Genomic DNA, 22,554 nt, shown 5'->3' on the forward strand with positions numbered 1-22,554 from the left:
TTTGAAAAACATATACTTAGAACGCTATGCTTCTCCGCAAACCTACATTGCTGAGAATGACTACGGGCAACCTGATTTGATTGTGGTATTGCCTTGTCACAAAGAGCCGGAGCTGTTGGCTTCTTTGGATGCACTAGAGTCATGTGATTCTCCAATAGGAAAAGTCACCGTGATTGTTGTAATAAATGCTTCGGTAGTAAGCCCGCTTGAAACAAAGAAACATAATCAAGAGACCTTTGGAGCTTGCCAAAGTTGGTTGAGCCAATCTACTAAAAAATACAAGTACCATTTCGTATTAGAAAATGAACTACCCAAAAAACATGCAGGTGTTGGGTTGGCGAGAAAAATTGGTATGGACGAAGCTGTTCGCATGTTCGAAGAACAAGACAAAGATGGAATCATACTTTGCTTTGATGCCGACAGTACTTGTGATACTAACCTACTAGTGGAAGTAGAAAAGTTATTTGATCAAAACCCAAAGGCTCCCGGTTGTTCCATTCACTTTGAGCATCCGTTGGATGGAGATTTAGAGCCAGATGTATACGAAGGTATTCTCAATTACGAATTACACCTACGTTACTATGTAGATGGACTGAAGTTTGCTGGGTTTCCTTATGCCTTTCAGACCATTGGATCTAGCATGGCGGTTCGAACTTCGGCATATCAAAAGCAAGGCGGCATGAATCGGCGAAAAGCAGGAGAGGACTTCTACTTTCTTCACAAAATTATTCCACTAGGGAATTTCAAAGAATTGAATACTACCAAAATTATCCCGTCTCCCAGACGATCGGATAGGGTGCCCTTCGGAACAGGAAGGGCGATTGGCACTTGGCTGGATGAGGGCAAGTCTGAATTGTTGAGCTATGACCCTCAGGTTTTTGAAGAACTAAAAGTGTTCTTTTCTTCAGTTGATAACCTCTATCAGGTTGAAGATATGGAAAAAGTTTGGAATGGACTCCCAGCTTCCATTCGTAAGTTTATTCCTATTGAAGAATTCAAAACTCAAATACAAGAATTCAACAGCCAAGCCAATAGTTTGGCTGCATTTCAGCAACGTTTCTTTCGATGGTTTGATGGGTTCAAGGTCCTGAAGTTTGTGCACTTCGCTCGTGATGAGTTTTATACTAACATGCCTGTTGCTGAAGGCGTAAATTGGCTGTTTGGGACTTTGGGTAAAGACGCCACAGCATGGGATTTGAGGAGGAAGTTGGAGGAGTTGAGAACAGCTGACCTGCAATACATGCAAACTATAGGATAAATAGAAAGGTCTGTTAGTTTTGCCGGCTGATTAATCAATTTTCAATTTCTGCAAATGTTCAAACCACTCGCTGCTTTCTTTCTGTTGATGATTATTGTGTTTTCAACTCAAGCACAGACGAAGGAAGATCTCATTTCATTTTTGAAAGAGATGAAAAATACCTTGGCTGATTCCAAACAAATGGGATGGAAATCTGTGGATAGATCCAGTCTCCTGGATTCTGTATATTTCTCTGAAATGTCAGTCAAAGAAGCTCAACGAAGAGCGATTAACTTCTCCAATAGCCTCTACTTTGAACCAGGCAAGAATGAACTCTATACCTACAGTGACTATCCTTTCGGTAAATTCTACTACGACAGTTTGTTGGTAACATTAGTCGATGGTCAGCAGTTTTATACAAACATCAACGACGGCGGTCATTTCTCAGAAGGAAGATTTGACTTTGACCCCGATACACTCCATAGTCCTGTAAAGTCTATTGTAGGAAAGGTCAGATATTGGTACCCAGAGCGGATCAAAGTTTTCACTTTCGATGCCGATGAAATGAACCGGAAAAAATGGAAGGACGGCATCTATGCTCAACTGATAGAATTGGAAGATAATTATTTCAAAGTCAATATTGGTCCGGGGGACTCATTGAGCTATGATAAATACTATTCTACAGGTTATTTGGAATTGAGAGTCTATGCACTGAATGACGAACAGGAGGAATTGAGTACAGTATTTGGTACTTCTCTCCATAGCATGGAAGGCGCCTCGGAATTAATTGACTTGATAATAGAAAAAGGAAAAGACGAGGCGGTCGATGGAGAAAAATTGAGCGAGTACATGTCGACGATCACTCAAAATAAATTCGCGAACCTAGGAGTAAATTATGCTGAATCTGTTGAAGGAAAGATCGATCAAGTGATGGTTGTAGTACGATTAGAAAATGACTGGGACTATGTAGAGGACTCTGTATGGATTATGCCGAAAACAGTAGGTTCTGAAGGATGGCAACGCCAAGGTGATCTGAAACTAAATAGCAACCAGATTCATGTGGATTTTGGCAAGTTTACAGTGGAAGAACTTGTATCCCAGTCTGAAATTAAAGTGAGTAATTATTACAATTCGTATCTCGAAATTTACCAACCACAGATCGACTTGCGACTTCCCTGGAGCGACAATGAAATATCTAAAGGCTATGACGAATTGGATGTAGAATTGATAAATGTTGAGTTTTATAAAAGCAAAAAAATATTAGAAGGAAATACACGATTCTCGGGTGTTGATACCCAGGTTTATCATGGCTTTTTCGGTACTCTGGATAACAAGAAAGCTATAGCGAACCGGGTGAAAGGAGAGTTTGTCTTCGACTATGCTACTCATGTTGAATTCAATAAGCTGTCACCTAGTCAATATGCTGTAGATGAGAATTCTATAGTCAGTATTACATTGGATTCACTGGGATATGAGACACATAGAGATTTTAAAAATCATACTGCAGGTCAAAAAATTTGGGCAAAGAATAAATCTGGGGATTGGTTAGTAATGATTGACGATGATTTCTATTTCAGTAAAAAACCAAATAGTATCAATTACTGTTTTGCGGGACAGGTAACCGATGTATATATTGCAGAAATACCTCATGGGAAAGAGCAAATCCGAATATCGTTTGATTTGGAGATTGAGGATCCAGAATCGAATTAGCTCTAGTCTACAATTTCTATCAACGGATCTGGATCTACCAGCTCAGGAATATCATCAGGCATCGGAGCATAACTCCCTTCTATAGAGCCCATGCATTCCTCACCAGTTATTTTGTCCAGGAAGTAATGTCCAAAAGCTACTTCGTTGTCAATATGTATTTTATACATGGTTGAGTCTTCCACAATACTATTGTTGAAACCTAATCGTGGCATGCCAAATGCATCGACCACAAAGTCAATTTTTTCTTGTTCTATCTTGGTTGGCTTGTAAAACCGTTTCATTCCCCAAGTATCAAAAGGTGAAATGGTTTGATGGGTGAGGTTCACCTCAAAATCATAATCCAAATTCTCATCCTTTTTGTCCAAGGGAGTAAATCGGATGATCCGCCTGAACTTTACGATGGTCTTTTCGGTGTTGGTCCAGGCTGTGATTTCGTAATCCTCAGCATCGAATGAGTACTCTGAGTAGTTGGACTCTAATAACCGAAAAGCCTGCTCCACCAGAGCGTCTTTATTTGAGTTTTTATGATCTGGATTAATATCCTCCATATTTTGAGTCCATGCTATGGTGTAGAAGGTGAAAGTAATAAGGAATGGAATGATTTTTTTCAATTGATGAGGTGGGATTGATGTAAATGCAATTGAATTTTACCGCTTTCTTTTATTCTACCTGTCTTCCAAAAGGAGTTAATGCTAAAGAAGCTAGTTTGAAGTGTTGTCTTGCAAAAGGAATTCCAATTATTGTAATACCCAAAATTACCCCGAAAATCACATGCGTTAAACTAATCCATATACCACCAATAAAAATCCAAATTATATTCATTGGTGTAGTTAAGCAACCAGTTGATTTTTCTATAACTCGCGTTTCCTTTCCAAATGGCCAAAGTGCCAGTTCTGCTAGTTTTAAAGTTTGAATTCCAAATGGAATCCCAATAATAGTGATGAATAGTAAAATACTTGAGATGAAGTATTCGATTGCGACAATTATTCCTCCAAAAATTAGCCAAATAACATTTCCCAAATTGTTCATATTGTTGCTTGTTTGTCAGTATTAAATTAAAGTATCACTAGTGTTGCTAAAGAGCTTTAAGGTTTTATCCTAAACAGAGATTCTTCTTAAAATATATAGCTTTAATTATCTCAGAAGTGCTTCGATTAGTTTGGGTAACTAGACTAACCCAAAAAACAAGAATACCTAATTAATGGCAAGATCACAAAAGACGTAGCCCTGAGTCGTAAGAATAGCTGGTAGGGATAGCAAGTTTGACCATCACTTTTGTAACTTCGCGATCTGCTAAATTGAGCCTCCATGAATATATACGAACAGATTGTCGCCGAAATCCAGTCAGCCAAGCATATGGTCATTACCTCTCATAAGTCGCCGGACGGAGATTCGATTGGGAGTTCATTGGGCTTGCTAAGGTTTATCGAGAAGTTAGGGCAAACTGCTATCGTTTGTCATCCTGATAAAGCTCCTGATTCTTTGGAATGGGTGGGGCTTGAACCGATACTGCTTATGACCGATCAGTCAAACGAAGTGACAAAAGCCTTTGAAAAAGCGGATCTGATTTTCTGTTTGGACTACAATGGTACGGATCGTATCGGGCCGGATATGCAGGCATTGCTAGAAGCGGCTACTTGCAAGAAAGTGATGATCGATCATCATCTGAATCCACAAGATTTTGCCGCGCTGATGGTGTCTGAAACATCGTCTTCATCTACTGCACAGCTCATTGCAGAGTTGGTGGTGCAATCAGGTCACGAAGACTTGCTAGATGCACATATAGGCACGCCGTTGTACCTGGGTATCCTTACAGATACAGGTACTTTCCGATTTCCAGCTGTCGAGCCAAGAACTCATGAGTTGATTGCCAAACTATTAGCGGCAGGAGTGGAGCATCATCTCATTCACGAAGTGCTCAATGACAACAATACAGCCGATCGCTTGCGCTTACAGGGTTTCGCAATGGCAGAGAAGTTAGAGATACTAGAAGATTACCATGTGGCGATTATTCCCCTGACTAAGGAAGAATTAGCCAAATACAATTACAAAAAAGGAGATACGGATGCGCTGGCCAATTTGGCTTTGTCTATCAAAGGCATGAAGGCCGCAGTGATGATAGCCGAACGTGATGGAATTGTGAAAATGTCTTTCCGATCTAAAGGAGAGGAGAATCCAGTCAATACTTTAGCTGCAGATCATTTCGATGGTGGTGGTCATGCCAATGCTGCTGGGGGAATGTGCAAAGAATCTGTTGATGAAACGGTAAAGAAACTGAAGCAAATAATCCCAGATTATTTTTTAAATAGCTGACAGGCACTAATTACCAGCCTTCAAGTTTCGATCATACATTACTATGCTTCCAGCAACCGCTACATTGATACTGAGTGTAGTGTTGAACTTGACTAAGTGATGTGATTTTTCAAGGGCTTTTTTTGGTAGGCCATGATCTTCTGCGCCGAGCAGATAGACACAGTTTTTAGGATGTTCGAAAGTTTCAAGAGGAACGGCACGATCACCGAGTTCGATTCCCACTAGCATAGCACCTTTAGGTAGTTGATTATAAAACTCATCAAAGTCCTTGTAATGAAAGTAGGGCATTGCACCTGTGGCTTTGTGTGTGTCACTGGCTTGTTTGGCGTATCGCTTACCAATGGTGAAGATATAGCTGGCACCCATGTTTTGTGCCGATCGCCACAAAACACCGAGGTTCTCAGGTGTCTTGCCATTTTGTATACCTATTCCGAAATAGCCTTGTTTTAGATTGTCAACGATCATGATGCGTGCAAAAGTAATACGGATTTCAGATGAAAACAGGTCTTGAGTTAATCAAAAGTTTTCTCCATGATTACATAGTCGATACCTCCTTTTTTGAACGTGTTATCAGTTTCTTTCATGCCGAATTTGGTGTAGAATGAAGACTTATCCGTTCTAGCATTACACCAAATTCTTTTGAATTGTTGTTGCTCTGCGAGGAAAAATACATGCTGCAATAATTGTGAGCCAAATCCTTTGCCCTGATGTTCGTTGAGTGTAGCAAATTTTCGAAATTGGGCTTGTTGGTTTTCTATAAACAAAGAGATCACAGATATTAACTGGCCATTGATGAAAAGGCCATAGTGTTTGCCTTGATTATCGTTAGATAGCTTGATATAGTCAATAGGCCGATTTGGCCACATGACTTGATGGCGTATGTTAAAAGTTTCTTCGGGAGCTATTTCTGAGATTTTTGGTTGCATGATACCGAATGGAATTTGAAGTGTTTTTGAGTAGGTGGCAAGGATAATAAAATCGTCTGATGAAATAATAAAATATCAACTAGTCATAGTTGATAAAAAGGCAATTATGGTAGTTAAATGCATGATTGCTTTTTATTCTATCAAAATATTACCTTAATTACTTGAAATAATTCAACCGTCATTTCAATACTCTCAACTAGCTCATGGGTAATTTTCGTGTAATTATCTGGCTTGCACTGTTTTGTGTGAGCACTACTTCCCATATTTCGGCACAATCGCTGTCCTATCAACCACCTCCAGAAAAAGTAAAAATTAAAAGTACTGGGGTTTGGTTTGGGTTCTACACTAAATATCACTTCAATGATAAATGGGCATACTATGGTGAATACCATATCCGTCGTAGAAATGGTATTCAGGATATGGCGCAGCTCTATTTGAGATTTGGAGTTACTTATACCCTGGCCAAATATGCAGATTTGACTATCGGAATTGTTAACCCCTACTACTGGTCACCTGATCAGGGCAATCCAGAGCTGGATGATGTGGTACCGCAATTCCGAACCTGGGAACAGTTGGTTTTCGCTACGCCATTTGATCATATTAAATTATATCATCAGTTAAGATTTGAGCAGCGTTACAAACGAGGATATGAAAAAGGTTCCAGCTTTAAATTGACGCATCGATTCAGATATAAGATTACTTTGTATGTGCCACTGAACAAACCGGCTTTTGAAAATCACACCTTGTTCCTAAGTTTTTATGAAGAGATATTTATTCAGGCAGGTGAGAGCATCATCTACAATCATTTAGAGGATAATAGAACATACGTGGGATTAGGTTATAATCTTAGTGAGCAGCTACAAATACAAGGAGGCTATATGTTTTCTTTTAGACACTATGGCGCACCACACATCTATGAACAGCGAAGTATTTTTCGCTTGAGTTTATACCATCATTTGGACTTTCACCTCGATAAGCACCGTGAGAAACGGGATATACCGATCCATTAATTTGATCGATTTATTCCACTTTCTTCTCTAATTCACCTCTCAGGTATAGATTATATTCGTCACAGGTGAGTTTTCCTGACAGACCCGAGTAGGGGCATGTTTGATAGACTGCTCCAAATTTTCCTGGGGTGATCAATACGCCAGTACCGTTACATAGTGGGCAATGCATAAAATCAGAAGGGCAGTCGAAATATCCTTGTGTGGTCAACTGCTTTTCTGTCCGCCCTATTTCATCTTCTCGCTGCTTTTTAAATGCTTCATTGGCCAATTCTAAATACTCTCGAACTTCGTCATTGTACTGTCCGGTGGTTCCCTTCAATTCCACATATTTATTCAACCAGTTGATGGCTTGTTTGTATTTACCTAGATGGTAGGAGTTTCTGCCAAAGTAGTAAGCGAGATTACTTGGTAATCGAGTCATCTTACTCAGCGCATCTCTAAAAAACTGATCTGCTGCTTCGTAGTAGCCAGCTTCCATAGCCTCAACTCCACGATCCATACTGGTCAGGGCTTCGCGTTTGATAATACCTTGAGCAAATGTGACCTGACTTAAGCAAGAGAAAAGAATTATTACCAAGAGTGTCTTAATTAGGGACATATATTAATTGTAAATAGGGAAATTCATTCAGTGCCTTCCCTGTCTTTTGGACGCTAGGAGAAATCTTACTTTTTGTCCAGTAGTGCATTTGGATTTCTCCCGCTGGTCGAAATGACTACTGGTATTGTTATATTGATCCTTGTGATCAGGCTCCTTATCTTAATGCATTGACATTAATTAAAGTTGCAAATTAGAGCAACTAATCAGTATTTGATAGAATAATTACAAAATATGATAGTGTTTTCTTGAATAATTGAAAATGTGTCATTTTTTTCCTTGATAAGTTTTGATATTAAAAATTAGATGAGCACATTTGAATCGTTAAATAACAAGATGAACAACACAAGAACATTTTTCTGGAACTATTATTACTTTTATTTCTATGCGATAGCAAAGGGGTCGAAAGAATAGTTCTTTAATGTTTTTGAAGAAATATAGCAAAGCCCCGAAATTATTCGGGGCTTTTTTTTTACCAAAAATCTGAATTTTAAAATCTAATGGAAATAGGCATACAAGGTGTAGAAGGATCATTTCACAACGAAGCGGCAAGTTCGTATTTCGTAGACAAGGAGATTGCGATCCAGCCATTTCATGACTTTCGGTCTTTGGCTAAATCTATTCAGGCCAAAGAGGTGGACTATGGAGTAATGGCCATAGAAAATACCATCGCAGGCACTATTCTGCCCAACTATGCTTTGATCAACGAATATGATTTAAAGATCACTGGAGAGATCTATACCAGGATTGAGATGAATCTCATTGCTCACAAAGGCAAAAAAGCAACTGATCTGGATCAAGTGTTTTCACATCCGATGGCTTTGCTGCAATGTGCTGATTTTTTGGCAAACTACCCTCAGATCAAACTATCTGAGTACGATGATACCGCCGATAGTGTTCGCATGATAAGAGATAAAAAAATGGAGAATGCTGGTGCCATTGCAAGTAAGTCAGCAGCATCGATTTTTGATATGGATATACTGGATAGCAATATCGAAACGAACAAAAAAAATTATACGAGATTTCTCATCATGAAGAGTCGAATGAATGGACATAATCAGATTCCTCAGAAAGCTTCGCTTCGTGTGATTACGAAACATGATCCTGGGGCTTTGGCTGATGTGTTGTTGATTTTTAAACTCAATGGCATCAATATGACTAAAATTCAGTCAATGCCCATTTTGGGTAAGCCTTACCAATATGCATTTAACATAGATGTGGTTTGGGAAGACTATGATAACTACAAAGACGCATTGCACGCGTTGAACACCAAAGCTGAACTCGTAAAAGTGCATGGAGAATATAAAAAAGGAAATATACCAACGGTATGATAGAAGTAGCCAATAGGATAGCAGAAGTAAAAGAATATTACTTCTCTAAAAAACTCGACGAGATCAGGGAGATGAATAGTCGAGGATGTGATGTGCTTAACTTAGGTATTGGTAGTCCCGATTTACCTCCTGCTAAGCAGGTAACGGATAAATTGGTGCACAGTGCCAGTCAGGCGAATACGCATGCTTATCAGTCTTATCGATCTATCCCTGAGTTGAGAGATGCGATTGCGGCTTTCTACAGACGTCACTATAATGTGAATTTGAATAGCAATACCGAAATTTTACCGCTATTGGGGTCGAAGGAAGGGGTGATGTATATCTCGATGGCTTTTCTGAATCCAGGAGATACAGTATTGATTCCAAATCCTGGATACCCAGCCTATAAAACTGCAGCTGATATGATGGGAGCAAGGGCAGTGTCATTTGATCTTAAAGAAGAAAATCATTGGTTTCCTGATTTAGACCATATAGATGCTAAAGTTTTGGCTTCTGCCAAAATGATGTGGGTCAACTATCCAAACATGCCTACTGGTCAAAAAGCCACGGCAGCATTGTATGAGCGACTGGCCAAGTTTGCTCAGCAGCACAACATATTGGTAGTCAATGATAATCCCTACAGTTTTATTTTGAATGAAAGCCCTATGAGCTTGTTGTCTGCACCAGCCGCGAAAGAAAATTGCTTGGAACTCAACTCTATGAGCAAAGCATTCAATATGGCCGGCTGGAGAGTAGGAATGGTGAGTGGACGCGAAGAGTATGTGAATGCTATATTGAGAGTGAAATCGAATGTGGACTCTGGGATGTTCAAACCCGTACAAGAGGCATCTGTTGAAGCTCTGAATTTACCTGACTCCTGGTTCGAAGATGTAAACCTGGAATATTCTCAAAGAAGAAAGTTAGCTGAAAGGATTTTAGATATTATAGGGTGTACTTATGACAGCAAACAATCTGGAATGTTTATGTGGGCTAAGATTCCCGCGGGGAGAAAGAGCGAAGAGTTTATCGAAGAGATCTTGCAGGAGCGCTTTGTGTTTATTACTCCAGGAACTGTATTTGGTACTAATGGAGAGGGATATGTTCGAATCTCACTTTGTTCCAATAAAGAAATGTTCAACACAGCCATCGAAAGGCTGGAAATGGTGAAGGCATGATCGTATCAATTATTGGATTAGGATTGATAGGTGGTTCAGTAGCACTGAAACTAAAAAAGAGTGGATTCGCAAGTCAAGTTATCGGTGTGGATGTGAATGATGAACATGCCGAAAAAGCCATTCAATTAGGATTAGTTGATGATACATTGGTGTTGCCCAAAGCTTTGGCTATTTCGGATTTGGTCATCCTAGCAATTCCCGTGGATTCTATCAGAAAGCTATTACCCAGCGTGCTGGATAGAATCGAAGAGGGGACAACAGTGATAGACTTGGGCTCAACCAAAGCTGGAATTTGTGGTGCTGTGTTGGGGCACCCCAACAGAAAGAACTTTGTAGCAGCGCATCCGATTGCGGGTACTGAAAATTCAGGACCGGAGGCAGCTTTTGATTCTTTGTTTGACGGTAAAACCGGAATTCTTTGTGATAGGGAAGAAAGCCAGGAGGCTTCTTTCAACTTAGCGAAAGCATGTCTGGAATCCTTGGATATGCATGTAGTAGAAATGGATAGTAAGTCTCATGATTTACACATTGCCTATGTGTCTCATTTGTCACATATCAGTTCGTTTGTTTTAGGGCAAACCGTTTTGGAGATAGAAAAAGATGAGGCTACCATTTTCAACATGGCGGGTAGTGGATTTGAATCTACCGTGCGTTTGGCGAAGAGTTCGCCAAAGATGTGGGGACCAATATTTAAACAAAATCAAAAACACATTTCTGACTCCTTAGGAGCTTATATAGAAAATTTGCAGGCATTTAAAAATATGATCGACGATGGACAAGAAGATGCCATGATGGATTGTATGGAGAATGCGAATGAGATCCGTCGGGTTTTGGATGGTATCAATGATAAATCGAAAGAAAGAGAAAAACTGAATCAAATTATTTAGAGTATATAATAGACATGGACGTAAAATTAACTTTATCCCCGCTAGAAAATTGGATCGAAGGGCTCGATCAACCGCTAGTGATATCTGGACCTTGTAGTGCAGAGAGTGAAGAGCAAGTACTAGAGACTGCCAGACAATTGAAGGAGCATACTGACATTAAAGTGTTAAGAGCTGGGATTTGGAAACCTAGAACCAGACCAGGCGCTTTTGAGGGTATTGGAGTAGTTGGCTTGAAATGGTTGAAAAAAGCCAAAGAAGAAACTGGCTTATTAACAGCTGTTGAAGTGGCCACCGCAGAGCATGTGGAGCTGGCGTTGAAGTTTGGTGTAGATATCCTTTGGGTAGGTGCACGTACTACAGTTAATCCATTTGCAGTGCAGGAAGTAGCTGATGCATTGAGAGGTTATGATGTTCCTGTATTAGTGAAAAATCCAATCAATCCTGATCTTCAGTTGTGGATTGGTGCACTAGAAAGAATCAATCAAGCAGGCATCACCAAGTTAGGTGGTATCCATAGAGGTTTCTCACCAATGAGTGGTTCACAATATAGAAACGATCCTTCGTGGGAGATTCCTATCGAGTTGAAAAGAATTATTCCTGAGTTGCCAATTGTTTGTGATCCTAGTCACATTGCGGGTAACAGAACCTTGATCGAACCTATCTCTCAAAAGGCTTTTGATATGCAAATGAATGGCATCATGATTGAGTCACATATTGACCCTGATAATGCCTTGAGTGATGCTAAGCAGCAGATTACACCAAAAACTTTGGGCGGTATATTGGAGAGGTTAATCATCAGAGAACCAGAAACTCAAAATGTTGATTTCGAATTAAGATTGAAAGAATTGCGATCTAAAATTGATAAGATTGATAGCGAGTTACTGGAAGTAATGGGACAGAGAATGCAAGTGGCAGAAGAAATCGCGCTGCATAAAAAAGAGCATAACATTACTATCCTTCAAGTCAATAGATACGAAGAGATCATGAATGATCGTATTCAAAAAGGAAAAAGTGCATTATTGAAAGAAGAGTTTGTCAAGCATCTATATGAATTGATCCATGACAATTCGATCAAGCGTCAGACAGAAATAATGAACACAGAGAATAAGGCAGGAGAAACAGCCTAAGAATTTTCTAACTCAAATTGGAGCCGAATCGCCATTGTGTGATTCGGCTTTTTTATTAAAACTTGGTGAAAATATTTTAAGAAAATAATTGCTGATTTACAAAGCATTTTTATATTTGAAGCTTCTATCAACTCATATGAAACCAACTATGAACCTCTCAAAAGGATTCTTTCTTATTGCCCTTTCATGTCTTTCTTGTTTCTCTGCTTGGAGTCAAGATCGTTCAAAGTTTGGGAAAGTTACTCGTAATGAACTCGAAATGGAGTATTATGAGTTAGACTCAACCGCTAATGCAGTTATTCTATTTGACTATGGAAAATTTGATAATAGAAATTATCAATTCACCAGACATGTAAGACTTAAAATACTGAAAAAGGAAGGACTTAATCGTGCGAACTGGACATTGCATGTTCCGTCCAAAAGTAATTTTAAAGGGGTTACTTCTAATTTGAATGAAGCTGGAGAAATTGTTCAGGAGAAACTAGATAACAAGTCTGTTTACTCTGAAGAATACCTTAAAGGTAGGCTTAGATATAAAGTTTTGTTTACTGGAGTGAAGGAGGGAAGTGTTATAGACTTAAAATATAGCTTCATTGGCATGCCTTATCAATGGAGATTTCAAGATTTAATTCCAGTTAAATATTCAGAGTTAGAAATTACTCGATCTCCATATATAGAGTTTAATCAAAGATTTTATGGATTTATTCAAGTGCCTCAAGTTGAAACAGATCACTGGATAGTAAAAAATGTTCCTGCATTTGTATCCGAGCCTTTGTCACCACATTATTCCAATTACATTTCAAAATTTGAATTTGAGATTTCAAAAATAAGTTTCCCGAATTACTACGATGAACTAGCTACTACATGGGAAGCTGTTAGTAGTGAACTTTTGGAATACGATTATTTTGGAGGAGCCATTAGAGGAGCGAGCTTTTTAAGTGCGAAAGGAAAAGAGCTGAGGGACTCAGAAAAGAGTATTGAAGAAAAAATTTATGAGGCGTACTATTTTATAAAAGAGAACATTAAAGGTAATGGCAGAGAATCCATTACGGTAAGTAGTAGCTACGCATCAAATTTTAAAGACAAGCATCAGGGATCAACCGCAGAAGTAAATCTGGCACTATTGGCACTGCTGGATAAAGCGAAAATAAAAGCATGGCCTGTAGTGCTGAGTACACGGGATAATGGTTTACTAACACCATTCTACCCATCACTTAATAAACTAAATTATGTAGTCGCCTGTGTAAAATTAGGTGATAGAATGATATTATTAGACGCATCTATGGATGATTTGGCTCCAGGTATTTTACCGGAAAAATGCATGAATGGATCTGGTTGGCTTGTAGATCGAGACCACGGAGAATGGATTGATTTGGATGCTGGAAAATCTGCTAGTATGTCAGTGTTTGCCAATATTTCTAAAAATGAATCAGATGAATGGTCTGCCGGAATAGTTTGTACCAATAAAAATTATGATTACTTGTCCTGGAAAAAGAAAATCAGTTCGTATTCAAGTGTAGATGATTATGCTCGGACATTGGAAGAACAACATCCGACATGGTTTTTAGAAGATTATCAAGTAGTCAAAGATGACTCTGTGAAAAGTACAAGTAGAGAAAAAATAATTGTTGATATCACAGAAGACATATCTGATCATGGAGTTAAAAAAATCATATATCCTATTATTATCAATCCCTTCAAGAATAATCCTTTCAAGTCTAAAGAACGAAAATATCCTATCGATTTTTCAACACAAAAAGACATTAGTCTTATGATAACTCTAAAGGTGCCTGAGGGATACTCAGTAGAAAATTTACCTTCTCCTGAAAAAATATATCTTGGAGAAAAGTCTATTGAGTTTTCTTATTTGGTTAGTGAGCAATTTGGAAATGTACAATTAAGAGTAGACTATCATCTCAATCAAGTGATTTTTACTGAAATGGATTATGAAAACCTTCAGACATTTTACTCCAAAATTTTGCAGATTGTTGATCAACCTGTAGTACTTGTAAAAAACACTTAAATGAGAAGCCTTCTTATCCTTGCATTGCTATTGCCTTTTGCATTATTTGGTCAAAACGCAACGGTAAACTTTCACAACACTACTTATGATTTTGATTCAAAATCGAAGTATTCAATGATAGAGAGTTACAGTATAACCATTCATAATAAAAATGGTAACAAGTTTGCCGTATTCCATGATTATATGGATAAATTCAGGAAACTCTCTTCTTTCAAAATGAATCTGCTTGATGGCAATGGGAATAAAGTAAAAAAATATGGCCGGTATGATATAGTTGAATATTCTTTTGATGCGAGCTACGAAATAGATGATACAAAATCTTTGTATCTCAAACCTGAATATGCTTTGTACCCATATACCATTGAGGTGGAAGTAGAGTGGAATGTCAATGGAATTTTGGGATTAAGAACTTGGATGCCGCAAAGTAGTTTTGACCAAGCTGTGAGTGAAGCGAATTTAGAGATTAGGACACCAAGTTCAGTGCAATTAAAAACACTAGAACAGCAGATTTCAGGAGGAACTGTCGAGGTTGGGGAAACAGTAATTCATAAATGGGAAGTTTCTAATCTCATGGCTGTGAGTAGTAAGAATAACGATTATCAAAAATTTTATAAAAATCAACCAAAAATATATCTGGCCTTAAAAGATTTTCAAATCGATGGGAGTGAAGGAAGTACTGAATCCTGGCAGTCTTTTGGACAATGGATGTTTGATTTAAATCGAGGCACTAATGAACTTCTTCCAGAGACCATGGAATATTTAGCAGGAATTGACCGCTCAAATAGAAAAGAAGTCATACGTCAAGTATATCAATATATGCAAGACCGAACAAGGTATGTTTCAATTCAATTAGGAATAGGTGGTTGGAAAACTCTGCCGTCTGAAGAAGTAGATGAGAATGGATTTGGAGATTGTAAAGCACTAACTTATTATACCATGGCTATGCTTAATTATATGGGAATTCCCTCGAATGGTGTATTGGTACGTGCAGGAAGAGATGTGCCAGAGATTAATATAGATTTTCCATCAAATCAATTCAATCATATTTTTTTAGGGATACCAAATGAAAATGATACGATCTATTTGGAATGTACAAGCCAAACTCAGCCCTTTGATTATTTAGGGTCGTTTACAGATGATAGGTATGTGCTTTGGATTGAAGATCATAATAGTAAGATTATACGAAGTCCAGTTTATAATCAGAAGTTGAATTTCAAAGAATCTAAAGCCATACTCACTTTGGAAGATGATGGCAATGCAATTCTCAAGGTTAAATCTTTAAACAAAGGGTTGTTTTCAGATGAACATCGAATATTTGCAAATCTTGGTGAAAAAAAATATGAACAAGTAGCAACAAAAAACTTTGACTATTCCGACTTTGTAATTAGCAATTATGATATTGAACCATTGGATAGAAATAATCCGAAATACTATTCGAATTTTATTTTGAACATCAATGGATTTGCTAAGGAAATCGATGAAAATTTAATGGTTCCATCGAATGTGTTAAATTCGGTTGAGCATTATGTAAGCTACAGTCGGTATAATAAATATGCTGAAATTAAAAGAGCTTTTCGAATTAAAGATGATGTGGATATAATTCCTCCTAAGGGAACATTTATTGAAACATTGCCACCATCTCAAAAGTTAGACACTCAGTATGGAACTTATGAACTGATCATTGAAAGAATAGATGATAAAATTCATGTAGTACGTGAATTTGAGTTTTATAAAAGAGAATACTCTAACGAAGAATTTGATAAATTTTTCAAGTATCTAAGAAGGGTTTCGAGGATTGAAAAGAAGTATTTAGTGTTGAATAATAAGACTTGATTCAACTCTTTGTAATTATTACTGAAGAGTTTTCAAATATCCTATAACTCGGCTTTGAATTAAAAATCTATTATCATAGATTTGCACCTCGAAAATTAATAGCAGAACAATGGCTGTAACAAGATTAAAAAGAAAAGGAAGAAGAAATAAAGTGGTTGCGAAGACAAAAGTTGCTACAATCCAACGATTGAGCGCTAGTCCAGTAATCAAGCAAGTGGATGTTGAGCAGATGAAAGAAGAATTCAAAACTGCTGCTAAAGCACCTAAAAAAGCCGCTGCTAAAAAAGAGGAAGCACCTAAGGCTGCTGCTGTAGAAGCTCCAGTTGAAGAAAAAAAGGCTGCACCAAAGAAAAAAGCTGCTGCTCCTAAAAAGGATGCTGAAGCTAAAACAGAGAAAAAACCTGCAGCTAAGAAAACTGCTGCTAAGAAGCCAGCTGCGAAAAAAGCTGCTCCTAAGAAAAAAGAAAACAAAGAGGAAAAATAATAAGCATCAAGCTTACACTCAAGAAACCATTCTGGGCAACCGGGATGGTTTTTTTTATCCATTTTTTGGACAATCAAAATGAAGGAGCAATATTAGCCTTACCCAATGACTTATTACTCTTTAACCATTCTACTGATAACGTATTCCTAAAATGGATGACTCTATCTATTACCATCAGCTACAAGTCTCATCGAAAGACTGTACTAAACACAAAACCATTAAACTGCCCAACTTATTGGATCACATGCAGGAAGCTGCTTGGTTCAACGCTACGAAGTTAGGCTTTTCTACTATTGACCTGATGGAAAACAACATCACCTGGGTAATGAATAGAATGCGCCTGGAAATTATTCGACTACCTGAGCACAAAGAGGAAATCAAAGTGGAGACCTGGCCGGCGGCTATGGATAAGTATTTTACTAAACGTGACTTTAGGGTCTGGAGTCAAGAAGGAGAATTATTAGTAGAGGCGACTTCCAATTGGTTGGTCATGGACATCAATGAAAGAAAGTTAATTGCAGTACCAGAATACATAAAGGAAGCCAATTTTATTGTTGATAGGAATAATGTGCTCGCAATTACCGATAAGGTGAAATACAATGCTGAGAAAACCGAAAAGGAAAAGGGTATTCTAGTGTCATGGTTTGATATTGATATTAATGATCATGTCAACAATATCAAATACTATCAATGGGTTCTCGATAGTTTGGGCGGAGAGTATTTGGATAAACATCACCTAAAGAAGATAGACATTACTTTCAAACACGAAGGAAAGTATGGAGATGCCTTTATTTCTAAATCCTATTTTGATGATACCGAAAAAGCATGGTGTCATTCACTTGATCATCAGGAAACAGGTGTATCTCATATCGTAGCGAAGAGTTGGTTTACAGAATAGGGGAGCTAATACTCAATCTAAATCAGCTTTGGTTTAAGCACTAGATTACATTTGGATTGTATAAAGCCTTCTGACAACAAGTCGTACCTCCACTCTAGATCAAGCTTAACAAAATTTAACAGCTTAGGAATTCCTGAATCTTGAATATTTTCAATCCGATTTCTATACTTGCGGACGCAGTATAAAAATTATTGAACTCAATTTGTTTTAGTACATGTCGATAGTAATTGAAAATCTGACCAAGAAGTACGGAGAGCAAAAAGCAGTGAACAACATCTCGTTTGAAATTAAAACGGGTGAGGTGGTTGGTTTCCTAGGGCCCAATGGCGCTGGAAAAAGTACAACCATGAAAATGATCACTTGCTACATGTCTCCAAGTTCAGGTGATGTTAAGTTGGACAACATGTCCATCCTCGATCAACCAGAAGAGGTAAAGAAAAAAATAGGCTACTTACCTGAAAACAATCCACTTTATACGGATATGCCGATCGTAGAATATCTCCGGTTTGCTGCCGAAATTCAAGGAGTTGAAAAAGCTAAGATATCATCTCGCATTGCCGAAATGATTGAGATGTGTGGATTGGATCTAGAGAAGCATAAAAAAATAAATGAGCTATCTAAAGGATATAGACAAAGGGTAGGTCTGGCACAAGCCATGATCCATGACCCTGATGTATTGATTTTGGATGAGCCTACGACTGGACTTGATCCCAATCAGATTATCGAAATCAGAAAGCTGATAAAGAAACTAGGTAAAGAAAAAACTGTGATTCTTAGTTCGCATATCCTATCTGAAGTAGAAGCGACCTGTGATCGGATTTTGATCATCAATAGGGGAAGAATTGTAGCCGATGGTTCTTCGGAAACTTTGAGAAAACAATCTCAAGGCCAAGAGCTGCTCAATGTAAGTATTGAAGCTTCAGATATAGAAGTGAAGAAGGAACTGCTTGGACTGGCGACAGTAGAAACTGTAACTCCTGTAGACGGTAAGTCAGGGTTGTTTACCGTGCAAAGCAAGCCAGATCAAGAATCGAGAAAAGCCATTTTTGATATGTGCGTCAGCAAGAAGTGGTACCTCACAGAATTGAGGGGAATAGAAACCCAGCTGGAGGACGTATTTAGAGATTTAACGAACTAAAAACATAAGAAATGAACAAAATTTGGATTATCACCAGAAGAGAACTAGCCTCATTTTTTGATTCGTTGATTGCTTATGTAATCATTATCATGTTTTTGGGGTTCACCGGTTTTTTTACTTGGCTGTCGGGCAACAATGTCTTCCTTATGGGACAAGCCAATTTACAGGTCTTTTTTCAGATCGGATTTTGGACGTTGTTCTTTTTTATCCCGGCTTTAACCATGAAAATGCTGGCTGAAGAAACCAAGTCAGGAACAATTGAATTATTAAGTACCAAAGCGATTTCTGATTGGGAGATTGTAACTGGCAAATTCTTAGCTTGTTTACTCCTGGTGCTCATAGCGCTATCCTGTACCATACCTTATTATGCAACAGTCAGTCAATTGGGCTCAGTGGATCATGGGGCTGTTATCGGCGGATACATGGGACTTTTGTTATTGTCTGCGGGCTATATCAGCATTGGTCTGTTTGCTAGCTCCATTACCAACAACCAGATTGTGGCGTTTTTGATTGCCTTATTGATCGGCATCTTCTTTCAATTGCTGTTTGATATCTTGGGCTTCACTTTCAGGGGTGCCGTGGGTAATGTATTAAACTATTTAAGCATGAGAACGCATTTTGATTCCTTGTCCAGAGGAGTGATTGATAGCCGTGATTTGATTTATTTCTTCTCAGTAGTTGGTGTCGGGTTAACTTTTGCGCAGGCGATGTTGTCTCGAAGAAACTGGCAATCTTAAGGAGAGAAGAAAGGAATTACCAAAAAGAATAAAGAATTAGAAACATGAAGAAAAATACTGTAATAATCAGATTGATGGTGTTTGCACTCATTTTGGTAGTGTTAAACATGATTTCTTCGAAACTGTATTTCCGGTTGGATTTTACAGAAGATCAAAGATATACCTTGAGCAAAGCTACCGATGATATACTCACTAGCTTGGATGATGTCATTACCGTGAAGGCTTATTTCTCTGAGGACCTGCCCACACAGCTAATTAGCAATAAGCAAGATTTTGAAGACCTGCTTTTAGAATATGAAAACAGGAGTGGTGGCAATATTGTGTATGAGTTTATCAGTCCGAATGAGGATGAAGCGCTAGAAGCAGAAGCTCAGCAAAGCGGTATCCAGCCCATTATCATTAATGTATCTGAAAAGGATCAGGTGCAGCAGTTGAAGGCCTACATGGGTGCTGTGCTGATGATGGGAGATCAGAAAGAGATTATTCCTGTGGTTCAGCCAGGTGTGGATATGGAGTATGGTTTGACTACTTCTATCAAAAAATTGTCCGTGACAGATAAACCTAAAGTGGCGTTGCTGCAGGGGCATGGAGAGCCATCTTTGCAAGAAGTGGCTCAATTGGCGCAACAACTATCCGTATTATATGAAGTAGAGACTATCGATTTGTCCGATAAGACCGAAGTGCCTTCCTATGTAAGGACTTTAGCGATCATTAATCCTAGTGATACCATCTCAGCACTTGAATTCTCAAGAATCGATGATTTTATGAGCAAAGGTGGGGCTGTGTTTGTCGCTTATTCGAATATGAATGGAGACTTGCAGCAAGGTTATTTAAGCAAAGGCAACGAAATAGGAATCGAAGGTTGGTTAAGAGGTAAAAACGTTAGTTTGGGTAGCCAATTTGTGGTTGATGCACAGAGCGGCTCTGTAAGCGTTCAGCAGAATAATGGAGTGTTCACCTATCGCTCACAGCTAAAATTTCCGTATTTTCCTATGATCACAGATTTCCCTGAGCACCCAACAACCAATGGATTGGAAACTTTGATGTTGCCTTTCGTAAGTGCTATTAATTATACCGGAAATGACTCTACGGTCAATTATAACCCTTTGATGTTTACTTCTGAAATGTCTGGTTTGGCTCCAACACCATCAGGTTTGGATATTCAGAAGAGATGGGATGAAAATGATTTCCGAGAAGGCACTCAAACTCTGGCTGTGGCTCTTGACGGTGCACTAGTCGGCAACCAGCAATCTAAGTTGGTAGTGATAGCCAACGGACAATTCATCATCAATGGTAACCCTCCTCAGCAGATCAGTGAGGATAATGTTAACTTCGCGTCCAATGCCATTGACTGGTTGTCTGATGATACAGGTTTGATAGATTTGAGAACAAAAGGCATTACTAATAGACCATTGGAAGCAGTGGAGGATGGTGCTCGCGAAATGTTGAAATATGGAAACGTCATCGTACCGATTTTACTTGTGTTCATCTATGCATTCATCAGAAGACAGCAGTATATCAGCAAAAAACAACAATGGATGGAAGGCAACTTTTAATCAGCTAAAAAATGAAAAAACTATCTAACGGTAAATTAATAGGATTACTTCTGGCTTTGTGTTTGATCTACTTTGTGGTGGATTTTACAGGTAGCAAAAGTAAGAGCAAATCGCTGAGAACTGAGCTGGTAGAGATTGATACAGCCAAAGTGAGTCAGATCACGGTGGAAGCGCCAGGGAAGTCTAAAGTACAACTGGATAAGGTGCAAGGAGAGTGGGAGCTTACCTTAGACAATGGCAAAAATGTGGTGGCCAGTCCAAGTGCAGTGGATAATGCCCTTTATGCCTTACTTAGCATCAAACCTTCAAGAATGGCGACTAAGTCTGAAACCAAATGGAAAGACTATCAAGTAGACTCTGCAGGTACCAGAGTGAAAGTGTACGAAGGAAATAACAATTCTTTAGACTTGGTCATTGGTCGTTTCGGAATGGAAGGCCAAAAAGCTTACCATACTTTTGTACGTCTGTTCGAAGATAAGGAAGTATATGTGGCGAAAGATTTCATGGGCTTCTCTGTTTCAGCTGATGCTTCAGCCTATAGAGATCAGGTGTTGGCCAGAATTACGAAAGATTCCGTGTCAGCCATTACGTTCAACTATCCTGCAGATTCATCATTCAGACTAGAACGAATAGGAGATGCCTGGCAAGTCAATGGTAGTGCTGCTGACTCAGCAGCAGTAGCGAATTACCTGGGAGGCTTAGGTTACGTGAATGGCAAGGAATTTATGGATGAGGAGAAAGATCTAACCGTACCGGTGATGTCAGCGACAATAGATATGAACAACGGTCAAACCATATTGTTCGATGCCTATCAAAAGGAAGGAGATTGGGTGTTTCATTCGTCCGACAATGAATTAGGATACTTTAAAGATGAGACTATACTGGACAAAGTGTTTGTTGGGCTATCTGAATTGAGATAGTCTAAATCATGAACTAGTTTAAAGCGAGAGTTGGTTTAATGCCAGTTCTCGCTTTTTATGTTTTTAACGGCCCTCATGATATCCTTTTGACTAATCTGCCCAACTAACTTGCCCGTTTCATCTAATACAGGAAATCTTCTGATTTTCTTCTCTAGAAACATATTAGCCGCTTCAAAAATGTTGGTTCCAGGGCGAATGGTGATCACATTTTTAGCCATGTGCTCACTGACTTTTCCATCCATGATAGGATGATTGTGATATTTGCCCTTTACCACTTCTTTGAGGCAATCACCTTCGGAGATAACTCCACAAAGTTCTTTCTGGTCATTGACCACCGGAGCGCCGGAAATTCGGTGTTTGAGTAATTCATCTACCACTTCCATCATGCATTGATCTGGGTGAAATGTGATGAGTTTGGTAGACATGTAGTCACTTACCGATACCGGTTGTGATTCTACCGTAGTTTCCTTTTCTATTTGAGCGCCTTTATAACTTTTTACCATGCTAGTGAATTATTTGGTGGACTAATAAGTTACTCATTTTCAAATTCAATCGCAATTTAGGCGAATTGATGTAGCACAATAAAAAAGCGAAGCCACCTGATCATTAGGGAGATTTGTAAATGATCAAATGAACTTCGCCATCACCAAGATTTCAACTACCTATCCGTCTGAT

General features: G+C 38.6%; 22 protein-coding genes. 16 read left to right on the plus strand and 6 right to left on the minus strand.

The window, feature by feature from the left end; genetic code table 11:
- The first annotated feature begins 1 nt into the window (after position 1).
- The gene (locus ACOQO5_RS08970; protein WP_420581355.1) at positions 2-1,258 is read left to right on the plus strand and encodes a glycosyltransferase; all 1,257 of its coding nucleotides are present in this window, start codon (positions 2-4) and stop codon (positions 1,256-1,258) included.
- 54 nt (positions 1,259-1,312) lie between these two features.
- A complete protein-coding gene (locus ACOQO5_RS08975; protein WP_420581356.1) occupies positions 1,313-2,947 on the plus strand; it encodes a hypothetical protein in 1,635 nt (544 codons plus the stop codon).
- Between the two features lie 2 nt (positions 2,948-2,949).
- Here the strand turns inward: ACOQO5_RS08975 and ACOQO5_RS08980 are convergent, their stop codons facing one another.
- Both ACOQO5_RS08980 and ACOQO5_RS08985 read right to left on the minus strand, forming a co-directional pair.
- Complete coding sequence (locus ACOQO5_RS08980; RefSeq protein ID WP_420581357.1) at positions 2,950-3,558, minus strand: hypothetical protein; 609 nt, start codon at positions 3,556-3,558, stop codon at positions 2,950-2,952.
- Between the two features lie 49 nt (positions 3,559-3,607).
- Positions 3,608-3,976, minus strand: coding sequence for a YccF domain-containing protein (locus tag ACOQO5_RS08985; RefSeq protein ID WP_420581358.1), 369 nt, complete (start codon positions 3,974-3,976; stop codon positions 3,608-3,610).
- Positions 3,977-4,255: 279 nt separating this feature from the next.
- Between ACOQO5_RS08985 and ACOQO5_RS08990 the strand changes: the two genes are divergently transcribed.
- Positions 4,256-5,260, plus strand: a complete 1,005-nt coding sequence (locus ACOQO5_RS08990; protein ID WP_420581359.1) for a DHH family phosphoesterase — start codon at positions 4,256-4,258, stop codon at positions 5,258-5,260.
- Positions 5,261-5,266: 6 nt separating this feature from the next.
- Here the strand turns inward: ACOQO5_RS08990 and ACOQO5_RS08995 are convergent, their stop codons facing one another.
- Positions 5,267-5,725 carry an RNA methyltransferase gene (locus tag ACOQO5_RS08995; protein ID WP_420581360.1) on the minus strand — a complete coding sequence of 153 codons (459 nt, stop codon included), beginning with the start codon at positions 5,723-5,725 and terminating at the stop codon, positions 5,267-5,269.
- Between the two features lie 47 nt (positions 5,726-5,772).
- A complete protein-coding gene (locus tag ACOQO5_RS09000; RefSeq protein WP_420581361.1) occupies positions 5,773-6,186 on the minus strand; it encodes a GNAT family N-acetyltransferase in 414 nt (137 codons plus the stop codon).
- Positions 6,187-6,431: 245 nt separating this feature from the next.
- On the opposite strand from ACOQO5_RS09000, the gene ACOQO5_RS09005 reads away from it, so the two are divergent.
- Complete coding sequence (locus ACOQO5_RS09005) at positions 6,432-7,196, plus strand: DUF2490 domain-containing protein (protein WP_420581362.1); 765 nt, start codon at positions 6,432-6,434, stop codon at positions 7,194-7,196.
- Between the two features lie 10 nt (positions 7,197-7,206).
- On the opposite strand, the gene ACOQO5_RS09010 is transcribed toward ACOQO5_RS09005, so the two are convergent.
- Positions 7,207-7,794: a tetratricopeptide repeat protein gene (locus tag ACOQO5_RS09010; RefSeq protein ID WP_420581363.1), complete on the minus strand. Its 588-nt coding sequence runs from the start codon at positions 7,792-7,794 to the stop codon at positions 7,207-7,209.
- A 497-nt stretch (positions 7,795-8,291) separates the two neighbouring features.
- Between ACOQO5_RS09010 and ACOQO5_RS09015 the strand changes: the two genes are divergently transcribed.
- From ACOQO5_RS09015 to ACOQO5_RS09070, 12 genes are all read left to right on the plus strand, one after another.
- Positions 8,292-9,122, plus strand: a complete 831-nt coding sequence (locus ACOQO5_RS09015) for a prephenate dehydratase (RefSeq protein WP_420581364.1) — start codon at positions 8,292-8,294, stop codon at positions 9,120-9,122.
- Positions 9,119-10,276, plus strand: coding sequence for a pyridoxal phosphate-dependent aminotransferase (locus tag ACOQO5_RS09020; protein ID WP_420581365.1), 1,158 nt, complete (start codon positions 9,119-9,121; stop codon positions 10,274-10,276). The genes ACOQO5_RS09015 and ACOQO5_RS09020 overlap by 4 nt, the downstream gene beginning before the upstream one ends.
- Positions 10,273-11,163 carry a prephenate dehydrogenase gene (locus ACOQO5_RS09025; RefSeq protein WP_420581366.1) on the plus strand — a complete coding sequence of 297 codons (891 nt, stop codon included), beginning with the start codon at positions 10,273-10,275 and terminating at the stop codon, positions 11,161-11,163. Before ACOQO5_RS09020 ends, ACOQO5_RS09025 begins: the two co-directional genes overlap by 4 nt.
- A gap of 14 nt (positions 11,164-11,177) precedes the next feature.
- A complete protein-coding gene (locus ACOQO5_RS09030; protein ID WP_420581367.1) occupies positions 11,178-12,290 on the plus strand; it encodes a chorismate mutase in 1,113 nt (370 codons plus the stop codon).
- A gap of 148 nt (positions 12,291-12,438) precedes the next feature.
- Positions 12,439-14,313 carry a hypothetical protein gene (locus ACOQO5_RS09035; protein WP_420581368.1) on the plus strand — a complete coding sequence of 625 codons (1,875 nt, stop codon included), beginning with the start codon at positions 12,439-12,441 and terminating at the stop codon, positions 14,311-14,313.
- Positions 14,314-16,146, plus strand: coding sequence for a hypothetical protein (locus ACOQO5_RS09040; protein ID WP_420581369.1), 1,833 nt, complete (start codon positions 14,314-14,316; stop codon positions 16,144-16,146).
- A gap of 109 nt (positions 16,147-16,255) precedes the next feature.
- Complete coding sequence (locus ACOQO5_RS09045; RefSeq protein WP_420581370.1) at positions 16,256-16,630, plus strand: hypothetical protein; 375 nt, start codon at positions 16,256-16,258, stop codon at positions 16,628-16,630.
- Between the two features lie 151 nt (positions 16,631-16,781).
- Positions 16,782-17,528, plus strand: coding sequence for an acyl-[acyl-carrier-protein] thioesterase (locus ACOQO5_RS09050; protein WP_420581371.1), 747 nt, complete (start codon positions 16,782-16,784; stop codon positions 17,526-17,528).
- Positions 17,529-17,742: 214 nt separating this feature from the next.
- Positions 17,743-18,666 carry an ATP-binding cassette domain-containing protein gene (locus tag ACOQO5_RS09055; RefSeq protein WP_420581372.1) on the plus strand — a complete coding sequence of 308 codons (924 nt, stop codon included), beginning with the start codon at positions 17,743-17,745 and terminating at the stop codon, positions 18,664-18,666.
- An 11-nt stretch (positions 18,667-18,677) separates the two neighbouring features.
- Positions 18,678-19,403: an ABC transporter permease gene (locus ACOQO5_RS09060; RefSeq protein WP_420581373.1), complete on the plus strand. Its 726-nt coding sequence runs from the start codon at positions 18,678-18,680 to the stop codon at positions 19,401-19,403.
- 44 nt (positions 19,404-19,447) lie between these two features.
- Complete coding sequence (locus ACOQO5_RS09065; protein WP_420581374.1) at positions 19,448-20,959, plus strand: GldG family protein; 1,512 nt, start codon at positions 19,448-19,450, stop codon at positions 20,957-20,959.
- Between the two features lie 11 nt (positions 20,960-20,970).
- The gene (locus ACOQO5_RS09070; protein WP_420581375.1) at positions 20,971-21,879 is read left to right on the plus strand and encodes a DUF4340 domain-containing protein; all 909 of its coding nucleotides are present in this window, start codon (positions 20,971-20,973) and stop codon (positions 21,877-21,879) included.
- Between the two features lie 35 nt (positions 21,880-21,914).
- Here the strand turns inward: ACOQO5_RS09070 and ACOQO5_RS09075 are convergent, their stop codons facing one another.
- Positions 21,915-22,382 (minus strand): CBS domain-containing protein, encoded by a 468-nt coding sequence (locus ACOQO5_RS09075; protein WP_420581376.1) that lies wholly within the window; start codon positions 22,380-22,382, stop codon positions 21,915-21,917.
- Between the last annotated feature and the right edge of the window lie 172 nt (positions 22,383-22,554).

Source organism: Reichenbachiella sp., assembly GCF_965223055.1.
Classification (GTDB): domain Bacteria; phylum Bacteroidota; class Bacteroidia; order Cytophagales; family Cyclobacteriaceae; genus Reichenbachiella.

Coding starts and splice junctions, on each gene's coding strand:
- ACOQO5_RS09065 (WP_420581374.1), top strand. CDS start 19,448: ATGAAGAAAAATACTGTAATAATCAGATTGATGGTGTTTGCACTCATT.
- ACOQO5_RS09040 (WP_420581369.1), top strand. CDS start 14,314: ATGAGAAGCCTTCTTATCCTTGCATTGCTATTGCCTTTTGCATTATTT.
- ACOQO5_RS09035 (WP_420581368.1), top strand. CDS start 12,439: ATGAACCTCTCAAAAGGATTCTTTCTTATTGCCCTTTCATGTCTTTCT.
- ACOQO5_RS08985 (WP_420581358.1), bottom strand. CDS start 3,976: ATGAACAATTTGGGAAATGTTATTTGGCTAATTTTTGGAGGAATAATT.
- ACOQO5_RS09030 (WP_420581367.1), top strand. CDS start 11,178: ATGGACGTAAAATTAACTTTATCCCCGCTAGAAAATTGGATCGAAGGG.
- ACOQO5_RS09000 (WP_420581361.1), bottom strand. CDS start 6,186: ATGCAACCAAAAATCTCAGAAATAGCTCCCGAAGAAACTTTTAACATA.
- ACOQO5_RS09050 (WP_420581371.1), top strand. CDS start 16,782: ATGGATGACTCTATCTATTACCATCAGCTACAAGTCTCATCGAAAGAC.
- ACOQO5_RS09025 (WP_420581366.1), top strand. CDS start 10,273: ATGATCGTATCAATTATTGGATTAGGATTGATAGGTGGTTCAGTAGCA.
- ACOQO5_RS09075 (WP_420581376.1), bottom strand. CDS start 22,382: ATGGTAAAAAGTTATAAAGGCGCTCAAATAGAAAAGGAAACTACGGTA.
- ACOQO5_RS09060 (WP_420581373.1), top strand. CDS start 18,678: ATGAACAAAATTTGGATTATCACCAGAAGAGAACTAGCCTCATTTTTT.
- ACOQO5_RS09045 (WP_420581370.1), top strand. CDS start 16,256: ATGGCTGTAACAAGATTAAAAAGAAAAGGAAGAAGAAATAAAGTGGTT.
- ACOQO5_RS09070 (WP_420581375.1), top strand. CDS start 20,971: ATGAAAAAACTATCTAACGGTAAATTAATAGGATTACTTCTGGCTTTG.
- ACOQO5_RS08995 (WP_420581360.1), bottom strand. CDS start 5,725: ATGATCGTTGACAATCTAAAACAAGGCTATTTCGGAATAGGTATACAA.
- ACOQO5_RS09055 (WP_420581372.1), top strand. CDS start 17,743: ATGTCGATAGTAATTGAAAATCTGACCAAGAAGTACGGAGAGCAAAAA.
- ACOQO5_RS09010 (WP_420581363.1), bottom strand. CDS start 7,794: ATGTCCCTAATTAAGACACTCTTGGTAATAATTCTTTTCTCTTGCTTA.
- ACOQO5_RS09020 (WP_420581365.1), top strand. CDS start 9,119: ATGATAGAAGTAGCCAATAGGATAGCAGAAGTAAAAGAATATTACTTC.
- ACOQO5_RS08975 (WP_420581356.1), top strand. CDS start 1,313: ATGTTCAAACCACTCGCTGCTTTCTTTCTGTTGATGATTATTGTGTTT.
- ACOQO5_RS08990 (WP_420581359.1), top strand. CDS start 4,256: ATGAATATATACGAACAGATTGTCGCCGAAATCCAGTCAGCCAAGCAT.
- ACOQO5_RS09015 (WP_420581364.1), top strand. CDS start 8,292: ATGGAAATAGGCATACAAGGTGTAGAAGGATCATTTCACAACGAAGCG.